This is a genomic window from Paenibacillus sp. FSL H3-0469 (genome assembly GCF_038051945.1).
Taxonomy (GTDB): domain Bacteria; phylum Bacillota; class Bacilli; order Paenibacillales; family Paenibacillaceae; genus Paenibacillus_AQ.
This window is the reverse complement of sequence record NZ_CP150302.1, coordinates 7,241,317-7,258,548: the sequence shown is the minus strand read 5'-3', so window position 1 is coordinate 7,258,548 and position 17,232 is coordinate 7,241,317. Positions and strand designations below refer to the sequence as shown.

Annotated in this window: 16 protein-coding genes; 4 read left to right on the top strand and 12 right to left on the bottom strand. The window is 54.1% G+C overall.

Annotated features, from left to right (window positions below; genetic code table 11):
- From NSS83_RS31400 to rpmG, 5 genes are all read right to left on the bottom strand, one after another.
- The gene (locus tag NSS83_RS31400; RefSeq protein WP_341347252.1) at positions 1–1,194 is read right to left on the bottom strand and encodes a metal ABC transporter substrate-binding protein; all 1,194 of its coding nucleotides are present in this window, start codon (positions 1,192–1,194) and stop codon (positions 1–3) included.
- Positions 1,191–2,051 carry a metal ABC transporter permease gene (locus NSS83_RS31395; RefSeq protein ID WP_341348790.1) on the bottom strand — a complete coding sequence of 287 codons (861 nt, stop codon included), beginning with the start codon at positions 2,049–2,051 and terminating at the stop codon, positions 1,191–1,193. The genes NSS83_RS31400 and NSS83_RS31395 overlap by 4 nt, the downstream gene beginning before the upstream one ends.
- Positions 1,997–2,704, bottom strand: a complete 708-nt coding sequence (locus NSS83_RS31390; protein WP_341186731.1) for a metal ABC transporter ATP-binding protein — start codon at positions 2,702–2,704, stop codon at positions 1,997–1,999. The genes NSS83_RS31395 and NSS83_RS31390 overlap by 55 nt, the downstream gene beginning before the upstream one ends.
- Positions 2,705–2,993: 289 nt before the next feature.
- Positions 2,994–4,202: a GTP-binding protein gene (locus tag NSS83_RS31385; protein ID WP_341347251.1), complete on the bottom strand. Its 1,209-nt coding sequence runs from the start codon at positions 4,200–4,202 to the stop codon at positions 2,994–2,996.
- Positions 4,203–4,303: 101 nt separating this feature from the next.
- A complete protein-coding gene (gene rpmG / locus NSS83_RS31380; RefSeq protein ID WP_036725285.1) occupies positions 4,304–4,453 on the bottom strand; it encodes a 50S ribosomal protein L33 in 150 nt (49 codons plus the stop codon).
- A gap of 215 nt (positions 4,454–4,668) precedes the next feature.
- On the opposite strand from rpmG, the gene NSS83_RS31375 reads away from it, so the two are divergent.
- The 3 genes from NSS83_RS31375 to NSS83_RS31365 are packed head-to-tail and all read left to right on the top strand — an operon-like array spanning position 4,669 to position 7,624.
- Positions 4,669–5,709: a GTP-binding protein gene (locus NSS83_RS31375; RefSeq protein ID WP_341347250.1), complete on the top strand. Its 1,041-nt coding sequence runs from the start codon at positions 4,669–4,671 to the stop codon at positions 5,707–5,709.
- A 30-nt stretch (positions 5,710–5,739) separates the two neighbouring features.
- Positions 5,740–6,729: a permease gene (locus tag NSS83_RS31370; protein WP_341347249.1), complete on the top strand. Its 990-nt coding sequence runs from the start codon at positions 5,740–5,742 to the stop codon at positions 6,727–6,729.
- A gap of 37 nt (positions 6,730–6,766) precedes the next feature.
- Positions 6,767–7,624, top strand: a complete 858-nt coding sequence (locus NSS83_RS31365; protein WP_341186735.1) for a TIGR03943 family protein — start codon at positions 6,767–6,769, stop codon at positions 7,622–7,624.
- Here the strand turns inward: NSS83_RS31365 and NSS83_RS31360 are convergent, their stop codons facing one another.
- The 7 genes from NSS83_RS31360 to NSS83_RS31330 all read right to left on the bottom strand — a co-directional run bounded on the left by NSS83_RS31360 (position 7,625) and on the right by NSS83_RS31330 (position 15,431).
- Positions 7,625–8,020 (bottom strand): NusG domain II-containing protein, encoded by a 396-nt coding sequence (locus NSS83_RS31360; RefSeq protein ID WP_341186844.1) that lies wholly within the window; start codon positions 8,018–8,020, stop codon positions 7,625–7,627.
- A gap of 121 nt (positions 8,021–8,141) precedes the next feature.
- Complete coding sequence (locus NSS83_RS31355) at positions 8,142–11,225, bottom strand: PAS domain S-box protein (RefSeq protein ID WP_341186736.1); 3,084 nt, start codon at positions 11,223–11,225, stop codon at positions 8,142–8,144.
- 564 nt (positions 11,226–11,789) lie between these two features.
- Entirely contained in the window at positions 11,790–12,422 is a 633-nt protein-coding gene (locus tag NSS83_RS31350; protein ID WP_341347248.1) for a hypothetical protein, read from the bottom strand.
- A complete protein-coding gene (locus NSS83_RS31345) occupies positions 12,419–13,648 on the bottom strand; it encodes an ABC transporter permease (protein WP_341347247.1) in 1,230 nt (409 codons plus the stop codon). The genes NSS83_RS31350 and NSS83_RS31345 overlap by 4 nt, the downstream gene beginning before the upstream one ends.
- Positions 13,645–14,520: an ABC transporter ATP-binding protein gene (locus tag NSS83_RS31340; protein WP_341347246.1), complete on the bottom strand. Its 876-nt coding sequence runs from the start codon at positions 14,518–14,520 to the stop codon at positions 13,645–13,647. The genes NSS83_RS31345 and NSS83_RS31340 overlap by 4 nt, the downstream gene beginning before the upstream one ends.
- Before the next feature lie 31 nt (positions 14,521–14,551).
- Positions 14,552–14,845, bottom strand: coding sequence for a hypothetical protein (locus tag NSS83_RS31335; protein WP_341347245.1), 294 nt, complete (start codon positions 14,843–14,845; stop codon positions 14,552–14,554).
- Positions 14,808–15,431: an RNA polymerase sigma factor gene (locus tag NSS83_RS31330; RefSeq protein ID WP_341347244.1), complete on the bottom strand. Its 624-nt coding sequence runs from the start codon at positions 15,429–15,431 to the stop codon at positions 14,808–14,810. Before NSS83_RS31330 ends, NSS83_RS31335 begins: the two co-directional genes overlap by 38 nt.
- 853 nt (positions 15,432–16,284) lie before the next feature.
- Here NSS83_RS31330 and NSS83_RS31325 point away from each other — a divergent pair.
- Positions 16,285–17,211 carry a tyrosine-type recombinase/integrase gene (locus NSS83_RS31325; protein ID WP_341347243.1) on the top strand — a complete coding sequence of 309 codons (927 nt, stop codon included), beginning with the start codon at positions 16,285–16,287 and terminating at the stop codon, positions 17,209–17,211.
- Positions 17,212–17,232 lie beyond the last annotated feature (21 nt).

Here is a 17,232-nt window from a genome sequence, read left to right as displayed (position 1 = left end):
TTATTCGTTCAATGCCTGGATCAGCGCTTCAAGATTCTGCCGCATCAGACTCAGGTAATCTTGATTATGGGCAGCGTCTTCCTCTGTTAATCCTTCAATTGGGTTCAGCACGGCGGTCTTGGCTCCTATTTCCTGGGCAATAGTATCGGCGACACTGGAGGAGACCAAGGTTTCAAAAAAGATCGTAGTCACCTTATTCGCCTTGGCGAACTCCACGATTTTGGCCATCTGTGCAGCAGACGGCTCCTGCTCCGGCGACAGTCCTGCAATCGGCACCTGCGTCAAGCCATATTGCTGTGCCAGATAACCAAAGGCGGCATGCTGGGTAATAAAGTCCTTGCGCTTCGTGTTCTGAAGCCCGGCTCTGAAATCCTGATCCAGCTTCTCCAGCTTGGCGATATAAGCATCGCTGTTAGCGTGGAAGGCTGCTGCATTTCCGGGAAAAGCTGCGGATAGTGCTGCTTCAATGGTCTTAACCTCCCGGATAGCCATCACAGGGTCCAGCCATACATGGGGATCAAGCCCGCCATGATCGTGGTCGTGGTCATGGTCATGTTCGTGCTCTGCTCCGCCGGCTGCGGAATCATTATGGTAGTGATCGTGATCACTTTCTTCAGCCGTGGATTCATCCTGCTGATGTTCGTGCTCATGATCATGGTCCGCTTCACCCGCTGCTTCCTCTTCATGGTTGTGCTCATGATCGTGTTCATGCTCTGCTCCTTCAATAATCTGGAGTCCTTTACTTGCCTCTATTGTAATGAGATCACTTCCGGCCGCACCGTCCACAATCTGCTGCGCCCAGCTTTCCATGCCTGCCCCATTGTAGACAAGCACATCTGCATCCGAAATATCGGCCATATCCTTCGCAGTCGGTTCCCAGTCATGCGGCTCGACACCGGGCGGGACCAGCACCTCCACATCGGCAAGGTCACCGGTAATGCTTTTTGTGAATTCATACATCGGGTAAAAGCTAACCTTAATGTTCAATTTATCCGCTGGAGGTACAGATGAAGCTGCGGCCGCAGCTGAGGGTGTTGCCGCCGGACTATTGGTAGAAGCAGCTTTGGTCGCAGTGTTGTTGCCGCAGCCGGAGATCACCAGCATGGCAGTCAGGGACAAGGCTGCAAGCTGACGGATTCTGAATGTGGACGGTGCGGACGAATTGGACTTTGCTATGGATTTGAATTTCATCATATGTTATGAGACCCCTTTTCTTCATTAGCTTGAGATGAATACTGGCTGCGGCTGCGCAGCCTGATCAGCTTCTGCACGGCAATGGCCAGCAGGAGAAATACCAGCAAAATAAGTGCAATCGTGCCTCCTGGAGGCGTGTTGATATAGTAGGAAGCTGTAAGCCCGCTGAACACACCGGTCAGCCCCACACTGACGGAGATTATTATAGCTGCCGTGAAGCCTGAGGCCATCCGCAGCGCAATGGAAGCGGGCAGCACAATCAGAGCCGATACAAGCAGCACACCCACCACCGGCATGGCTGCGGCAACGGTCATGCCGGTTAGGACAGCGAACGAGAAGGACAACCACCCGGTATGGACACCGCTGATAGCGGCGGTCTCTTCGTCGAAGGTCAGGCTGTACAGCGGGCGGCGCAGAATGATGAAGTAGAGAAGACCGGCTGCGGCCACCAGGGCAATCAGCTTAAGCTGGGTATCACTTACAGCAACGATGGAGCCGAACAGATAGGAGCTGAAGCTCTTGGTCAGATTCTGCTTCAGGCTCATCAGCACAACGGCCAGCGCCAGACCGGAGGTCATAATAATGGCTACCGGAAGCTCGCTGTAGGTACGGTAAGAGCGGCGCAGCTGCTCAATAACCAGCCCTCCTGCTACAGCTACAGCGAAGCCGCTCAGAGCCGGATTCCAGCCCAGCACAGAACCCAGGGCAACTCCGGCAAGGGAGACGTGAGACAATGTATCGGCCATCAGCACCTGCCTGCGAAGCATCAAGTAGACTCCAAGCAAGGGTCCGATCAGTCCGATCAGGCCTCCTGCCCAAAATGCGCGTTGCATGAATTCGTAACCAAACATGTCCAGCCCTCCTGCTCCTTGCGTTCCAGCGTAATCACGGTATCCAGATAAGAGCTTGTCTCTTCCAGGCCGTGTGTAACCATGATGACGGTCCGGCCATGGCGGCTGACATAATGCCGCATCAGCTCATAGAACCCGGTGCGGCTGGCAGCATCCATCCCCGTTACCGGCTCATCCAGCACCAGTACCTGCGGCTGCTGGGCCAGCGCGCGGGCGATGCAGATCCGCTGCTTCTGTCCGCCGGACAGCTCGCCGATTCTCCGGTTACGGTACTCCCACATCTCCACCTGCCGCAGGCTGCTCTCTACAAGCGCCTCCTGCTCCTTAGTGAACCGGCGGAACAAGCCCAGCCCCGAATAACAGCCGGAACGGACCAGCTCAATCACCTTGCTCGGAAATCCGGCATTGAAGGAAGCTACCTGCTGTGGCACATAGCCGACCTCCAGCTTGCCTCCTCCGGTAATTTCCCGGTTCAGAGTAACCGTTCCGCTCCAGGGCTTCAGCAGGCCCAGCATCAGCTTAAGCAGCGTTGTCTTCGCTGCCCCGTTCGGCCCGGTAATGCCAATGAACTGTCCAGCCTCCAGATCCAGCGACAAGCGGTCAATGACCGGCTCATCCCCGTAACCGAACACCACATCCCTGATGGATGACAAAATCATCGTTCCTCCCCCTCTCAACAAACAAATTAGGCATGTTTTTATTCGTAATATTTACGATTATTATTCAACTCCATTGATATTATCGTAATGATTACGATTTGTAAACCCAAAACTACAAATTAATCGTAATCGTACTGATTAATGTAGTTAAATCCAAGCCATTGTTCGGCTTTCCGCATACATTCGCTTTTGCCCCATCTACCCTGCGCGGCACCTGATCGCCATACAGCACAAAGCCGGAATCCGCAGAAAGGATTCCGGCTTTCCAGATTATCATTTACAGAAGCAGTTATTCCTGCCCCGCCGCAAGCAGCTCCTCGACGGGCCAAGGAAGCGGGTTGTTGAAGGCCGTCCAGTCCTGCTTCATCTCCTCTGCGGTCAGCAGGCAGCGGTCCAGGCGGGCTTCGATATCCTCACGGTTCATCTGGACTCCGATGAAGACGATCTCGTTCAGCCGGTCTCCCCACTGCCCGTCCCACTTCGCCAGCACATCCGGTTCCGCAGCCAGCACCTCCTGCTGCTGCTCCTCCGGCAGGGTAGCCAGCCAATAACCGGCGGGACCGAACTGGATGGACGGCCCCGCCTGGCTGATGGTCGCTGCCAGATCACCGCTGGCCGCCAGCCAGACCAGTCCTTTTGCCCGGACGACCTCAGAGGGCCAGTTACTGAAGAAGAAGCTCAGCCGCTGCGGGTGGAACGGCGCTCTCCGGCGGTAGACGAAGGAGGTAATGCCGTATTCCTCAGTCTCCGGGGTGTGTTCCTCCTTGGCAAGCTCAGCGATCCAGCCGGATGACTGGCTGGTCTGTTCGAAATCGAATAATCCCGTATTCAGAATCTCAGATAGCTCTACTTGTGCGTTCACCGTGAGGATGATCTTCGCCCGAGGCTGAAGTCTGCGCAGAACCGCCTCCAGCTTGTTCAGCTCCGCCTCCTCCACCAGATCGCACTTGTTAAGCAGCAGCACATCACAGGTCTCAATCTGATCGATCAGCAGGTCAACGATATCCCGGAAGTCGCCTTCACCCGCCGTCATATTGCGGTCCAGCAGACTGTCGCCCGAGGCGAAATCATGCCAGAAGCGGTTAGCATCGACCACCGTCACCATCGTATCCAGCCGGGCCAGCTCGGTCAGGTCGATATCCAGCTCAGGGTTCGGGTAAGTGAAGGTCTGGGCCACCGGGACCGGCTCGCTGATGCCGGAGGATTCAATCAGTATGTAATCAAAACGCCCCTCCGAGGCGAGATGATTCACTTCGCGCAGCAGGTCATCACGGAGGGTGCAGCAGATGCAGCCATTGGACATCTCCACCAGCTTCTCCTCTGTGCGGGAGAGGCTGCTGCCGGATTTCACCAGATTCGCATCCACATTCACTTCACTCATATCATTGACGATAACGGCCACCTTCAGGCCCTCACGGTTATGCAGAATATGATTGAGCAGTGTAGTCTTGCCGGAGCCAAGATATCCGCTTAGCACTGTTACAGGAATTTTGTCCATTGTAGTCTCCTTGTAAATTATATTTTTTATCCCTAAAGAACAACCCCCGCTTGGAAAAGATGTAATTTGAAATCAGATGGGCTACTAAGACATTGCAGAGCTTAGCGGGTCTCCCGGTGCAGCGTGACACGCTTCAGGCGCGGGCAATATTTTCTCATCTCCAGGCGCTCCGGTGTCGTTCTCTTATTCTTCGTGGTGGTATAGTTGCGGTCGCCCGTCTCCGTACAGGCCAAGGTAACGATTACTCTCATCTTAATCAAGCTCCCTTCTATTTAATCGTAATTATTACGATTTACACATTCTACACGCTCCAGCCCTCCGCTGTCAACAGCTGTCCCCGAACATTTCGGCTCGCTTAGATTAGTGTTCTTTCCTGAATAAGCTTGACGTATAGATGGAATTACAAGCGGAAGCGGCTTGGCCGCCTTCTTATGGGGACGGTACTATTGGAGCGGGAGAGTGAGCCATGAAGATACCTGTGATTATACTGAGCGGATTTCTGGGGAGCGGAAAGACGACCCTGCTGCTGAGTCTGCTGAAGGAGAGCAAGCGGAGAGGGCTGAACCCGGGGGTGATCATGAATGAGCTGGGCGCCAAGGATGTGGACGGCTATATCCTTCAGGAGAGTACCGGCACAAATGTGGAAAAGCTGCTGGACGGCTGCATCTGCTGCAGCCGTAAGGAGGAGCTGCCGCGCAGCCTGGGCGCCCTGCTGGCACGCCGCCCTGACATCATCTACATTGAGCTTACAGGGGTAGCTGACCCGGATGAGATCGTGAAGTCGCTTCTGGCTCCGGCGCTGGCAGACCGGCTGCAGCTGCACCACGCCATTACGCTGCTGGATGCCGAGAATGCACTTGAGTACAGCAGCCGCTTCTCGTCCGACAAACTGCTCGTCCGCACCCTGCGCAAGCAGATCACCACCGCTGATCTCATCATCGTCAACAAAAGCGATCTGGTAGAACCGGAGACCCTGTGGAAGATTGAGAAGATGGTCTACAAGCAAAATTCGGAATCCGAGATCGTCTTCACCCACTACAGCCAGATTAATCTCGCTCCGCTGTTGACAGGCATCGCAGCACGCGGATTCAAGGGCTCTGCTCCCCGGCGAGGCCCCGGCAATATCAGCGGCGCCACCCTCCAGCGGATGAATACGGACAGCAGCAGCAGCGGCGGCAGTGCAACGGCAGTACATGAGCCTGAATCCGGGACGGACGGCTCTTTTTCCCAAGTGGCAGCGGTGACGTTAACCGTTCCCCCGGCATGGACCGGAAGCCTCCGGCCGGAGGAGCTGGAGCAATTTTTGCGGCAATGGGGCTACAGTCTGCTCCGGGCCAAGGGCCATGTACGGCTTGCAGGCCGGGATTCCGTGCAGCTGGTGCAGCTCGCGGGGAACCGCATCTCCTGGGAGGCTTCAAGCTACCCGGGCCAGCCTTATATCGTCTGCATTGGCCTGAATCTGGACGAGAAGGCAATCAGCCGCAGCTGGGCGGCCTTATTCAGCTAAGCCCCTGTGCGGGAAGGAGCCGATGAACCCATGACAACCCTTACTCCGATTAAAATATTGCCGCTGCTCTTTTCCGCCGCTTTTCTGCTCACAGCGGGCAGCTCGTGGCTGCCCGGGCATCTGAGCCTGCTGGACAACGGCTATGTCGACACGTTCAAAACTGCATTCCTCGGCATTCTGCTGGAGGCCTTGCCGTTTGTCCTGCTGGGCGCGCTGCTCTCCTCCCTGCTCCGCGTCTTCGTGCCGGACGAGCTGATCTCACGCTGGATTCCGCGCCGCGCGGTTCCGGCAATTCTCTTCGGCTGTCTGCTCGGAATCCTCTTCCCCGTCTGCGAATGCGGGATGATTCCGCTGGTCCGCCGCCTCATGCATAAGGGGATGCCGCTCTATGTTGCTATCGTCTTCATTCTGTCCGGCCCGATCCTCAATCCGGTCGTCTACGGGGCCACCCTGACGGCCTTCCGCTCCCATCCGGAGCTGGCCTACACCCGGATGGGACTGGCTTTTGCCGTAGCGGCATGTATTGGCCTGCTCATTTATGGCACCGTCCGCAGATCGCCGCTGCGCCTGTCCATCCGCCGGGAGGGAAGCGAAGAGCAGCATGGCACACTACGCGGAGGCCGGGCGGCAGCGGTCCTGGTGCATACGTCGGATGAATTTTTTGAGATGGGCAAATTCCTGATCATCGGCTGTCTGCTGACTGCGGGCATCCAGACCTTCATGAATCAGAGCAGCCTGTCCGCGATTGGAGACCGTCCGCTCGGCTCCTACGTGTTCATGATGGGGCTGGCCTTCGCACTCTCGCTCTGCTCCACCTCCGATGCCTTCGTTGCTTCCACCTTCCTGCATACCTTCCCGGCAGGAGCGCTGCTCGCCTTCATGGTGCTGGGACCGATGCTCGATTTCAAGAACGCACTGATGCTGCTCTCGCTGTTCAAGACCCGATTCGCCCTGTACCTGTTCTTCCTCATTGCCGCGGCCGTCTTCACCGGCTCCGTGCTCGCTTCATTCTGGCTGTAGCTGCCCTGAAATCCCGAATATCTGGAGGAGGATCTGCATGAATAGCTCCGGGAGCATCCGGCTTCACTATATACTCAGGGCGGTTATTCTGCTCGCCTTCGCCCTCTATATCGGACATCTGGTCCAGCAGGACGCCCTCCATTATTATGTTGCACCTAAGCTGGCCCGCTGGATCAGGCTATGCCCGGTTCCGCTCTCCCTGATGGCGCTCAGCCTCGGGCTCCAAGCTGTGCTTGGCCGAAGCTCCGCCCTCTGCGACTGCGAGCACCGCCTGCCCCGCTCACTCTTGGGCAGCTCTGCACTGTACAGCCTGTTCCTGCTTCCGCTGCTGCTCGGCTTCCTGCTGCCCGACCGGGCACTCGGCAGCGCCGCAGCAGCCAAGAAGGGCCTTGCCCTGTCCTACACTGCCGTAGAGTCCGGCACCGGGGCAAGCTTCACGCCGGCCAACCCCTATGAGGCCGAATTTGCAGAGCTGGCAGGACAGCTCTACAGGCAGCCTGTCATCCCTGTGTTCCCTGAGATTTTCTCGGAAACGCTGGGCGCCCTTAATCTCTACAAATCGCAGTTCGAGGGCAAGGAGATCGCCGTATCCGGCTTCCTGTACCGTGAGCCGCTGGGGTCCGGCCAATCCGGCTACGCCGTCAGCCGCTTCCTGGTTCAGTGTTGTACGGCAGATGCCACTCCTTTCGGCATTCTCCTTGCGCCTGGAACACAAATAAGCCTGCCCGCCGATACCTGGATTGAGGTTCGGGGCAAGCTTCATGTGACGCTCTATGAGGGCGTAGAGGCTCTGCAGATCGCTCCACAGAGCATAACCGCAGTGGCAGCACCGTCCACACCTTATGTGTACACAAGCGCCGATGCCGCAGCGGCTTGGAAAGAGCTGCAGCCATAACTAGATGACTGCGTCCAGCGCATCGTCATCCTCCAGCGAAGCCCCCGGGTTCGAGATCTCCACCAGGAGACGGGCCGGAATGCAGATAATCTGCTGCTTCGGCCGGGAGATGAATCCCATGTCCAGCGCAATGGTCAGCGGAGCATCGGAATAGGTCATTTGAATACCATAATCGTATACCTTCAGCGTGTTATGGCCATACCTGGTGCGGATATCAATAATCTGCTCTTCCTTGGTCAGCTGCACAGTCTTGTAGGCTTTGCCGTTCACTGTGATTACTGCCGCCAGCTCCCCTTGCTTATACGGATGATTATGGTTAGAGAACCACTTGTAGCCGTAGATGGAACCGGCGGCCAGCAATACAATGATAATCAGCAGGAAATCTCCGCGCTTCATGATTTTCACTCTGTTGATCCTTTCGATTACCGTTATATATTCGTAATGTTTACGATTTATATAATAGTAATGCAGACAAAGGAAAACTGTCAATATGAATAGCGCCTGAACCCTTACAAGACTACCTGCGGATGCTGCCCGACCATTCCCTCAGCACTCTGTCCAGCTCTTCCCCACGGATTGGCTTGGGGATAAAGTCCTGCATCCCTGCCCGGAGGCACATCTCTTCATCTTCCTTGCGGGCAAAGGCCGTGGCGGCAATAATCACCGGGGACAGCCCCATCGCCTCACGGATCTGCCGGGTTGCCTCAATCCCGTCCATACCCGGCATTTGAATATCCATGAACACCAGATCATAATGCCGGGAACGTACAGCTTCTACCGCCTGCGCCCCGTTCACTGCCAGGTCTGAGGAGTAGCCGCGCTTTTTGAGAAAAGTCTGCAGGATCTGCTGATTCACCTGATGATCCTCTGCGACTAGGATAGACAACGGGCCGTACTGGCCCTCGGGATGATCCAGGTTGAAGATCCCGCCCTTATACTCCTGAGTGGCAGCAACTCCTGCCAGCAGCGCTTGGCCCGGCTCCTCCACCGAATACATCACGCCGATGGTGAAGTAGAATTCCGAGCCCTCTCCTTCGACGCTGTTCACACCGATAGCTCCGTCCAGCAGCTCGACCAGCTTCTTGCTGATCGCCAGACCCAGTCCCGTCCCGCCGTACTTACGGTTGATCGAAGGGTCGAGCTGGGAAAAGGACTGGAATAACAGGTTCTGGCTGCCCTGCGGAATGCCTATACCGGTATCAGTTACCGTGAACCGCAGAATCAGCGAGCCCGGCTCCCCGGCAGCCTCCAGCTTCACTGAGACGCCGACCTCGCCTTCTTCCGTGAACTTAACCGCATTGCCGACGAGATTTACCAGCACCTGCCTCAGCCTGGTTTCGTCGGTAATGACAACTGCCGGAATATCCGGCTCAATATGGCTGCGCAGAATGAGCCCTTTCTCCTGGATACGCGGATAGAATAGCTCACAGACATTCTGAACAACCTGCCGGATATCGACCGGCTGGAGATCCAGCGTCATCATGCCGGATTCAATTTTACTGAAATCCAGCACCTCGTTAAGAATATGTACGAGCGCGGCGCCGCTTTTATTGATAATCTGGGTGTAATACTGCTGTTCCTCCGTAAGCTCCGTTCCAGACAGAAGATCAGCCATCCCGATAATTCCATTCATCGGTGTACGCAGCTCGTGGCTCATAATCGCCAGGAACTCCGACTTGGCCCGGTCAGCCTTCTCCGCAGATTCCTTGGCACGCTCCACAGCCTTCTCCTCGGTGATATCCCTGAAGACCACCACCGCCCCTTTATGCTCTCCGTTATCATATAGTGCCGTCATCCGGTATTTGACCAGGAAGCTGGAGCCGTCCTGACGCCAGAAAATCCCTTCCTGCTCCTGCTCATAAGAGAGCTTGGTCTTGAGCAGCTCCGCCAGCGTCCGGTGTCCCCCGGGATACAGCTCACCGTCCATCCAGGTCTGCGCGATCGTATGCAGCTTGATATTGCCGGCCAGCTCCCCCGGATTATACCCGAGCATGACAGAGGCAGCGGGATTGATAAATACGGTCTCCCCCTCCAGATTCATGCCAAAAATCCCCTCAGACACAGAGTTCAGGATCAGCGCATGCTCATAGCTAAGCTTCTCAATCTGCTCCAAATACCGCTTAGGCTCTGTAATATCACTGGTAATGGCAAATACGCCGACCACCTCATGATCAATCAGCATAGGGACATAAATCATCCCCACCTCCACCCGCTCGCCGTCGTGACGGATCACCCGGGTATCGAAGGTCTGGGCCCTGCCTCCGGCTGCCGCCAGAAACCGCATATTCACATGCTCCAGCTCATCCTCTTCAATAATCTCACTGTAACTGGAATGCATCAGGGTCTCTCTGCTGTATCCGGTCAGCTGCTCCAGACTGGCATTCATTGACTGAATGTATCCCTGCAGATCCATGGCACTGATGGCAGACGGATTGTATTCGAAAAGTGATTTGTAGCGGTTCTCGCTCTCACGCAGCTGCTCCTCCATCCGTTCGCGCTCGGTCACATCCTGCACCATACCACGGATCTGCTGAACCTTGCCGGAGGCATCCAGGATCACTTCCCAGTGTGCGTAGAGAGATTTACGATCCTCACTACCCTTCACTCTGAAAATCGCCTCACCCTTAGCCCCGGACTTCAGCGTATAATGCAGCTCTTCGCGCAATCTATCCAGGTCCTCCGGCACTACACAGTCAAGCAACTGAGTATAATGGACCACGGTATGATTTCCGCAATTCCCGCCTAATTCAAAGATGGCCATCAGCTGGCCGGAGACGATCAGCTGCTCATATACGGAATTCCACTCCCAGGAGCCCATTTGTCCAAGCTCCTGCGCGGCAGCCAGCATATCTTCAACCTTCTTCCGCTCGGTGATGTCACGGGCAATCGTCAGGATCTGCCGTACTTCACCTTCACGGTTCCGCACCACCTGAAAGGAGCTTTGGATCCAAAGATAATGGCCGTCCTTATGCCTGACTCTGCGTGTGAAGGTATCACTGTCAGAGTAGAGCTTACCCGGCCCGGTCATTTCCAGCGCATCCGCTTCATGGTAAAAATCCGTTTTGTTGCGGCCGATCATGTCGCTGGGCGGATAACCCAGCAGCGCTTCGACCGACGGGGAGACATAGCGCAGCGTCCCGTCGGGATCGGCGAATGAAATCATATCCGGGGTGTGTTCCGTAACCAGCTCGTAGAGCTGGTGGTCCTCCTCTATCTTCTTCTCCGCCAGCTTACGCGCGGTGATATCAGTCATCTCTGCAACCAGATGGGAGGGACTTCCGCTCTGTTCATCAATGATCAGAAAAAGATGCAGGGCAACCCAGAGCATCTCACCATTCTTATGTACGAACCGCTTTTCGGTATCTACAGCCATATCGGGTCTGCTTATTAAGTCATTCATAATCTGCCCGTGATCCAGGGTATCCCCTTCACCCGGATAGACGATATCCTGGTAACGCAGCTCCTTGAGTTCGGTCTCGGTGTATCCAAACATCCCGCAAAGCGCAGGGTTGGCCATGAGCATAGTTCCATCCGTAATGGATACTGCCGCATATCCTATTGAGGACCGCATGTACAAGTGCTTAAATAGTGTGTCGGACAAAGCTGGAGCCTCCTCTGAGAAAATGGGGGACATAATTTAGTAACATTATACCTTTTTTTCGGAATTTATGCTCCAGACCTAAAGTCCCGCTAATGAAGATACTCCGGGCAAGCTTGCCGCTGGAAAAGGTGCATATTCACACACAAAATAACCCCACAAGCCATCCATGCCGCTGGCGCGGCACCACAGAAAATGGAAATGGGGAAGTAAAGTTATTTCCAGGGTAGGCTTCGCAGTATTTTGGTACATGAAATAAATAATTTGGGTGATTGCCGGACTGGGAGTCTCTTATATTGCCAAAAAGACACCTATTCTGCTGATTGCGGACTGAGTGGCCGTTATTGGGTCTGGACGAGCCGAAAACAAGAGCAAATAAGTTAGTTAAGAGCGGGGACCCCAAAACATATAAATTCTACAAGTGGAAACGGCTTTGCCGTCCTTTTAAGGACGGTATCGTTTCAGCGAGAAATAGAAGGATACTTTATCGTGTGCAACATATAAAGTCTTATATTTTCAAAAAAACCGCCCTGGTCACTTGCATGACGTCAAGGCGGTGGTTATAGGTTAGTCCAGTCTCCTGCGCGGCAGCCAGAAGGCACAGAAGAGTACCAGTGTCAGCGATAGACCGGCAAGCAGCCACTTGCCTTTATCCCATGGCTCATTAAGCAGGCCGAACAGGTAAAAGGGCCCGGTCAGTCTTCCCTTGGTGGTGAAATCCAGCAGATACCAGGAGAATCCGGCAATATATCCAGCCGAGAGATTACCGGCCAGAAGAGTTGCCGTCAGACCGGCTGACCCCATCACAATGGCGGTAATTGCCGTCCCTCCCACCATCGGCCATAGCTCGAAATCTGCGCCGCTTCCATGTACCCAGCTGAACAAAGCAGCAACAGCAAGGAAGATATAGAGGGCGGTAAGCACCCATCGGAACAGAAATAACGGAAGATGACGCACCCGCTTGGCATAAAGCACCTCCTGGATGCCGCCATCCTCCAACAGACCTAGATGCGGATAGACTATCAGTCCCAGCAGGCTGACGAGCAGTTCACCCAGCTTCGCAACCTGGAGCCTGTCCATTAATACAGGGTCTATGAATACCGGTACGGCTGCCAAAAGTACCGCTGACAGCAACCAGGAATAATGCACTGTCAGCTTGAGGTTGTAACGGGCGAGCGGAGCGATGATCTGCCTGCTCATCTCAGCGCCCCCGGTGCGGGCACTGCCGGAGTCCGCTTCGTCTTCTTCCTGCCAAGTGACTGGGCAGAATCCAGACGGCTGCGGTTTCGCTCCCAGAGCCAGGCTGCCCCGGCGGTCAGAAGAATTGCCAGCAGCAGGTAAAAGCTGCGGTTAAGGGCAATCTCATCTGCCCAGCCTCGGTACAGATTATAGTCATTAGGCGAATTGAAGCGGATGAACAGCCGATTCAGCCCATAGGAGCCCATAAGCGGCAGTACGGATACGAACCACCAGATGATCTGCAAGGCGATAGGCACAATGCCCCGGCGGAACAGCATGGAGCCGAACATCCCGAAGGCGACCGAGATCCACAAGGTGGGCAGCAGCCACCAGGCCGTATAGCTGAGAAAGACTGATATAGCCTGTCCCGTCTGACCAGTAAGCCCAAGCGTATCCACCGTCTGCCAGCCCCCGATGACAGCCAGAATGAGGTAGACCACAGAGAGCATAATCCCTTGGGCGATAAACTTTGACCCGACATACACCCACGGAGAGACCCTGCGGCTGTAGATCAATTCATTCATCCGGCTGGAGCGGTCCCGCAGCAGCAGGAAGGCGGACAGAAAGACCGGGAAGATCCCTGCCGGCAACGACAGATAATCACTGAAATAGCGAGCGGCTCCGGGCAGCAGTTCCCCTGCGTCTACCTTCGCATTATACTCCGCAAGCTGCGCTTCCTGTGCCTTCATTGCTTCGTCCACAGAAGTTATAGCATAGCCGTAACTACCCAGTCCTTGTTGGTAGATGCTGTTTCCGCCCAATTCGCTGTTCAATGCCTCGGCGACCTGGTTAACCTCATCCATGGTATATTGGCTGGGGTCCTTCAGGATCTTATCCAGCTGTGAGATGGCAGCGGTGAAAGCCGCCTTCTCTCCGGTATCCAGTTCCACCTCCATCGGGAAGCCCAGCCTGAGCTTCTGGCTGGCTCCCGCATTCAGATCCCGCTGCATATGGATTTTCATCCGCTTAGCCAAGCTGCGGGTATCCCCCGCGGTCGCCCAACCGTAATAAGGCTGTTCCGCAGTTCCCATATTCTGTGGCTGACTTATTACAGGAGGACCGAGCTCTCCCCAGGTCTCCTCCGTAGCATAAGAAGTGAAATAGAAGAATACGCTGGCAATCACAAACAGATAGAATACCAGACTGCGCAGCGTCATGCGCATCTCCTTGCCGATCAATGCCATCATACGTAGGATTCCTCCCTGCGCATCAGGTGCAGGTATGCATCTTCGATGGACGGTGCAGTCTGCTGCGCCCCGGCAAAGGGCTGCTCCCCGGCCAGCACCCGGACCCGCATGCCTGCGCCCTCCGGCACGGCCGACAGTACCGGGAAGCGGTCGCGGTCCCGCTCCCACTGCGTCCGGTCCAACTCGGCGATCCAGACACGGCCGGCCGCAGCGGCGGTGAGATCGCCTATTCTGCCGTGATACCGCAGACTCCCCTTCTGCAGTACAGTCATTTGCTCGCAGGTGGACTCCACATCTTCAACGACATGCGTGGACAGGAGGACAACCCGCCCTTCCGCGAACCGTCCCAGCAGCCGCCGGAAGCGGATGCGCTCCTCGGGGTCCAGCCCCGCTGTCGGCTCATCGACAATCAGCAGCTTCGGCTCATGCACCATGGCCTGGGCCACGCCCAGCCGCCGCTTCATCCCGCCGGACAGCGCCTTGACCTTCGTCCGGCGCTGCTCCGTAAGGTTCACTTGCTCCAGCAGATCATCTATTCTCCGCTTCCGCCCGGAACGGCCGCCTATCCCGGACAGCAGCGCAAGATAATCCATAGCCTCATAGACGGTCATTCCGGGATAGAAGGCGAACTCCTGCGGCAGATAACCGACCAGCTCGCGCACCCGGGCTTTATCCTGCAAGGGTACCCCGCCTATCTCTACCGTTCCTGAACTGGGCGTCAGCAGAGTGGCTAGCAGCCGCATCAGCGTAGTTTTGCCTGCCCCGTTCGGCCCCAGCAGGCCGTGAATGCCCTCGCCCACCCGGAAGCTGATGTCCTGCAGTGCCGTCTTGCTTCCGTAAGTCTTGGTCAAATGATTAATGATTAGCTCCATTTCAGTTCTCTCCCTTTCCTGCAACTCCCGTTCATCCTTCGTTCTCCAGACCCCACAGCAATTCAAGCTTCTCGATCAGCAGACCTCCTGTAATCAGAAGGAGCGACAGCGCAACACAAAGCTCCCGGTCCACCTTGCCGATCCAAATCATCAGGGCGAATACGGCTGTAACGATTGTGAAGCATGAGACTGTCAGAATCTTGCGTCTGGCCAGCACTCTGCGGTTATACAGCACTTTCTGCGCTTCACGCTTGTCGTATTCCAGCAGCCGGGCCTTGCGGTAGACCTCATCCAGAAATAACTGCTCCTGTTCCGTTGACTTCACAATCCCACTCCTCCTTCTCATAGATCTGCCTCAGCTTCTTGCGCGCCCGGTGCAGCAGTACCTTGAAGCTCATTTGATTCCGGCCCATCACTGCGGCCGCCTGTTCATAAGACATCTGTCCCACATCCACCAGATAGACCGCCTGCCCGTAATCGGGCTTCATCTGATGCAATCTCCTGCGCCATTCTACATCCTCTTCCCGGATGATGGCCAGCTGTTCAGGATTCCCCTCATCCGGGTTATGTACGCTGCTGCTCTCCGCCGTATACGGCAAGCTCTGCTGCCTTGCACGCTTACGGACCGAGTCTATGCTTTTGTTGCGGAGAATGGTAAACAGATAGGTTTTGAAGGACGCCCGGTAATCATATTTCTCCGGGTACACCAGCAGATAGGCGAAGCAGTCCTGCGCCAGATCCTCGGCGGTATGATAATCCCCGGTCAAGTGGTAGGCAAACCGCACAGCAGGCTCACGGTATTGCCGGACCAGCCATTCAAACGCGTCCCGGCTCCCTTCTGTGAACCTGATTAGCACCGCCTCTTCATCCAGCCGAGAAGCCGCCGCCTCATCCGCCGTCACCTGGTCCACTGCCCCAATGCCTTCTCCTCGCTCACTTTCGCTCCCGTTCGTCTCACACGCCTCCTCTCCTGCCCAGCCATCTACTGCTTATTCGTTCAAGTAAGGGAAAAGGTTACAGTTTGTCCGTGAAAAAATAAAAATCACCCCAACGGGTGAATGATGCCGGTAGCTCATCGCTTTCTGGTGACACACATTCAGCCCATATTCCTTTTTGGCTACACCTTGTAGCCATTTTTCGAATATGTTCTGAAGTGTTTCTTCCTTTCCTGGCGGTGCTCCGCCTATCTCTCGCCAATTCTGAGAGTATTCTTTCACGGACCGCTTGTATGGATCGAATTGTTGTACATTTTGCAGAATTCTTCTAAAAATGTTATGGGCTAAGTGTACATTGTTGCATTATTTGCAAGAAATTCCGGAGTTTATAGCAAGTTAACGCTGGCTTTGTTGCATTTCATGCAGGATTCAGCATCGGTCGGTTCTATTGGAGAGAATCCTGCACTTCTTGCAGGATTTCTCTCCAGTGTTACGGACTGCGGAGCATGGGGCCCCATCCCTCTTCGCGGCTATACATCTTATTCGGCTTTTCATATACAATCAGGCCCATGTACCTTCGCCCAGAAAACTACATTCGATTTTTCGCATACATTTTATCTGCTCCTCATTTAGATGATTCAAAGGCTACTAAGCCCAAATCCATACACACTTTATCTGCAGCAAAAGAAAATCATAATCTACTAAATAATAAAAAACGGTTCAGCCATCCTTACTGGCTATACCGTTTCATAAAACTCGCAGAATATTCGACAAATATCTTCATTTGAAGGCATAATGATTCAATACATACAAAATGGAGGATTCATTAATGCAGAATTTTGTCCACTTATCTGAAGGTTATTTAGATTATTGTCAATATCAGAAAAGATTAGATTCCAAAACACTGAAGGCATATAGAATTGATATTGCGCAGTTATTACAGTATATCAAAGGGAGCGATGGCTGTTTAAGTAAAATAAATCTGTCAAATTACGTGATTAGCCTTCACAATATTTTCAAACCCAAAACCGTAAAACGGAAAATCGCCAGTATCAAGGCTTTTTGCAACTGGATGGAGTATGAGGAATTCATTACAAGCAATCCTTTTTCAAAAATGAATCTGAAATTTCATGAGCCACACATTCTGCCCAAAACCATACCACTGGATGTAATAAAAACTATACTTCAGTCAGCGTATCAAGAGTATGAAATGAATTATAAATCTCCTAATAAGATGGCTACCTGCTTGCGTAATATTGCCGTTTTAGAGCTTTTATTCGCAACAGGTATGCGGGTTTCCGAGCTTTGTTCATTACAATCGGATAACCTGAATCTGCCCGACAAACAAATCCGGATCTATGGCAAAGGCTCAAAAGAGCGGATGATTACCATCAGCAATTCTGACGTACTCACAGCATTACATAGATATAAAGTGGCTTTTAGCGAGCAAATTGAAAATGTCGGATTTCTCTTTGTGAATAGACTTAACCATCGCCTTTCAGAGCAATCCGTCCGCTTCATGATTAAAAAACTCGCATTAAAGGCCAAGGTGCAGCAGCACCTAACGCCACACATGTTTCGGCATTCCTTTGCAACGCTATTATTGGAGGAAGATGTGGATATTCGCTACATTCAGCAGATATTAGGGCATAGTTCAATAACAACAACCCAAATTTATACACATGTCTCAACCAAAAAACAGAATGATATACTCAGTCTTAAACATCCGCGGAATCGTGTTTCAATTAATTCATAGGAACTACAGGGTTATGCCAGG

Bases quoted from the DNA above. Each gene is read 5' to 3' on its own strand.
- NSS83_RS31370 (WP_341347249.1), top strand. From the start codon at position 5,740: ATGACAACCCTTACTCCGATTAAAATATTGCCGCTGCTCTTTTCCGCC.
- NSS83_RS31385 (WP_341347251.1), bottom strand. From the start codon at position 4,202: ATGGACAAAATTCCTGTAACAGTGCTAAGCGGATATCTTGGCTCCGGC.
- NSS83_RS31375 (WP_341347250.1), top strand. From the start codon at position 4,669: ATGAAGATACCTGTGATTATACTGAGCGGATTTCTGGGGAGCGGAAAG.
- NSS83_RS31400 (WP_341347252.1), bottom strand. From the start codon at position 1,194: ATGATGAAATTCAAATCCATAGCAAAGTCCAATTCGTCCGCACCGTCC.
- NSS83_RS31360 (WP_341186844.1), bottom strand. From the start codon at position 8,020: ATGAAGCGCGGAGATTTCCTGCTGATTATCATTGTATTGCTGGCCGCC.
- NSS83_RS31365 (WP_341186735.1), top strand. From the start codon at position 6,767: ATGAATAGCTCCGGGAGCATCCGGCTTCACTATATACTCAGGGCGGTT.
- rpmG (WP_036725285.1), bottom strand. From the start codon at position 4,453: ATGAGAGTAATCGTTACCTTGGCCTGTACGGAGACGGGCGACCGCAAC.
- NSS83_RS31340 (WP_341347246.1), bottom strand. From the start codon at position 14,520: ATGGAGCTAATCATTAATCATTTGACCAAGACTTACGGAAGCAAGACG.
- NSS83_RS31325 (WP_341347243.1), top strand. From the start codon at position 16,285: ATGCAGAATTTTGTCCACTTATCTGAAGGTTATTTAGATTATTGTCAA.
- NSS83_RS31350 (WP_341347248.1), bottom strand. From the start codon at position 12,422: ATGAGCAGGCAGATCATCGCTCCGCTCGCCCGTTACAACCTCAAGCTG.
- NSS83_RS31390 (WP_341186731.1), bottom strand. From the start codon at position 2,704: ATGATTTTGTCATCCATCAGGGATGTGGTGTTCGGTTACGGGGATGAG.
- NSS83_RS31345 (WP_341347247.1), bottom strand. From the start codon at position 13,648: ATGATGGCATTGATCGGCAAGGAGATGCGCATGACGCTGCGCAGTCTG.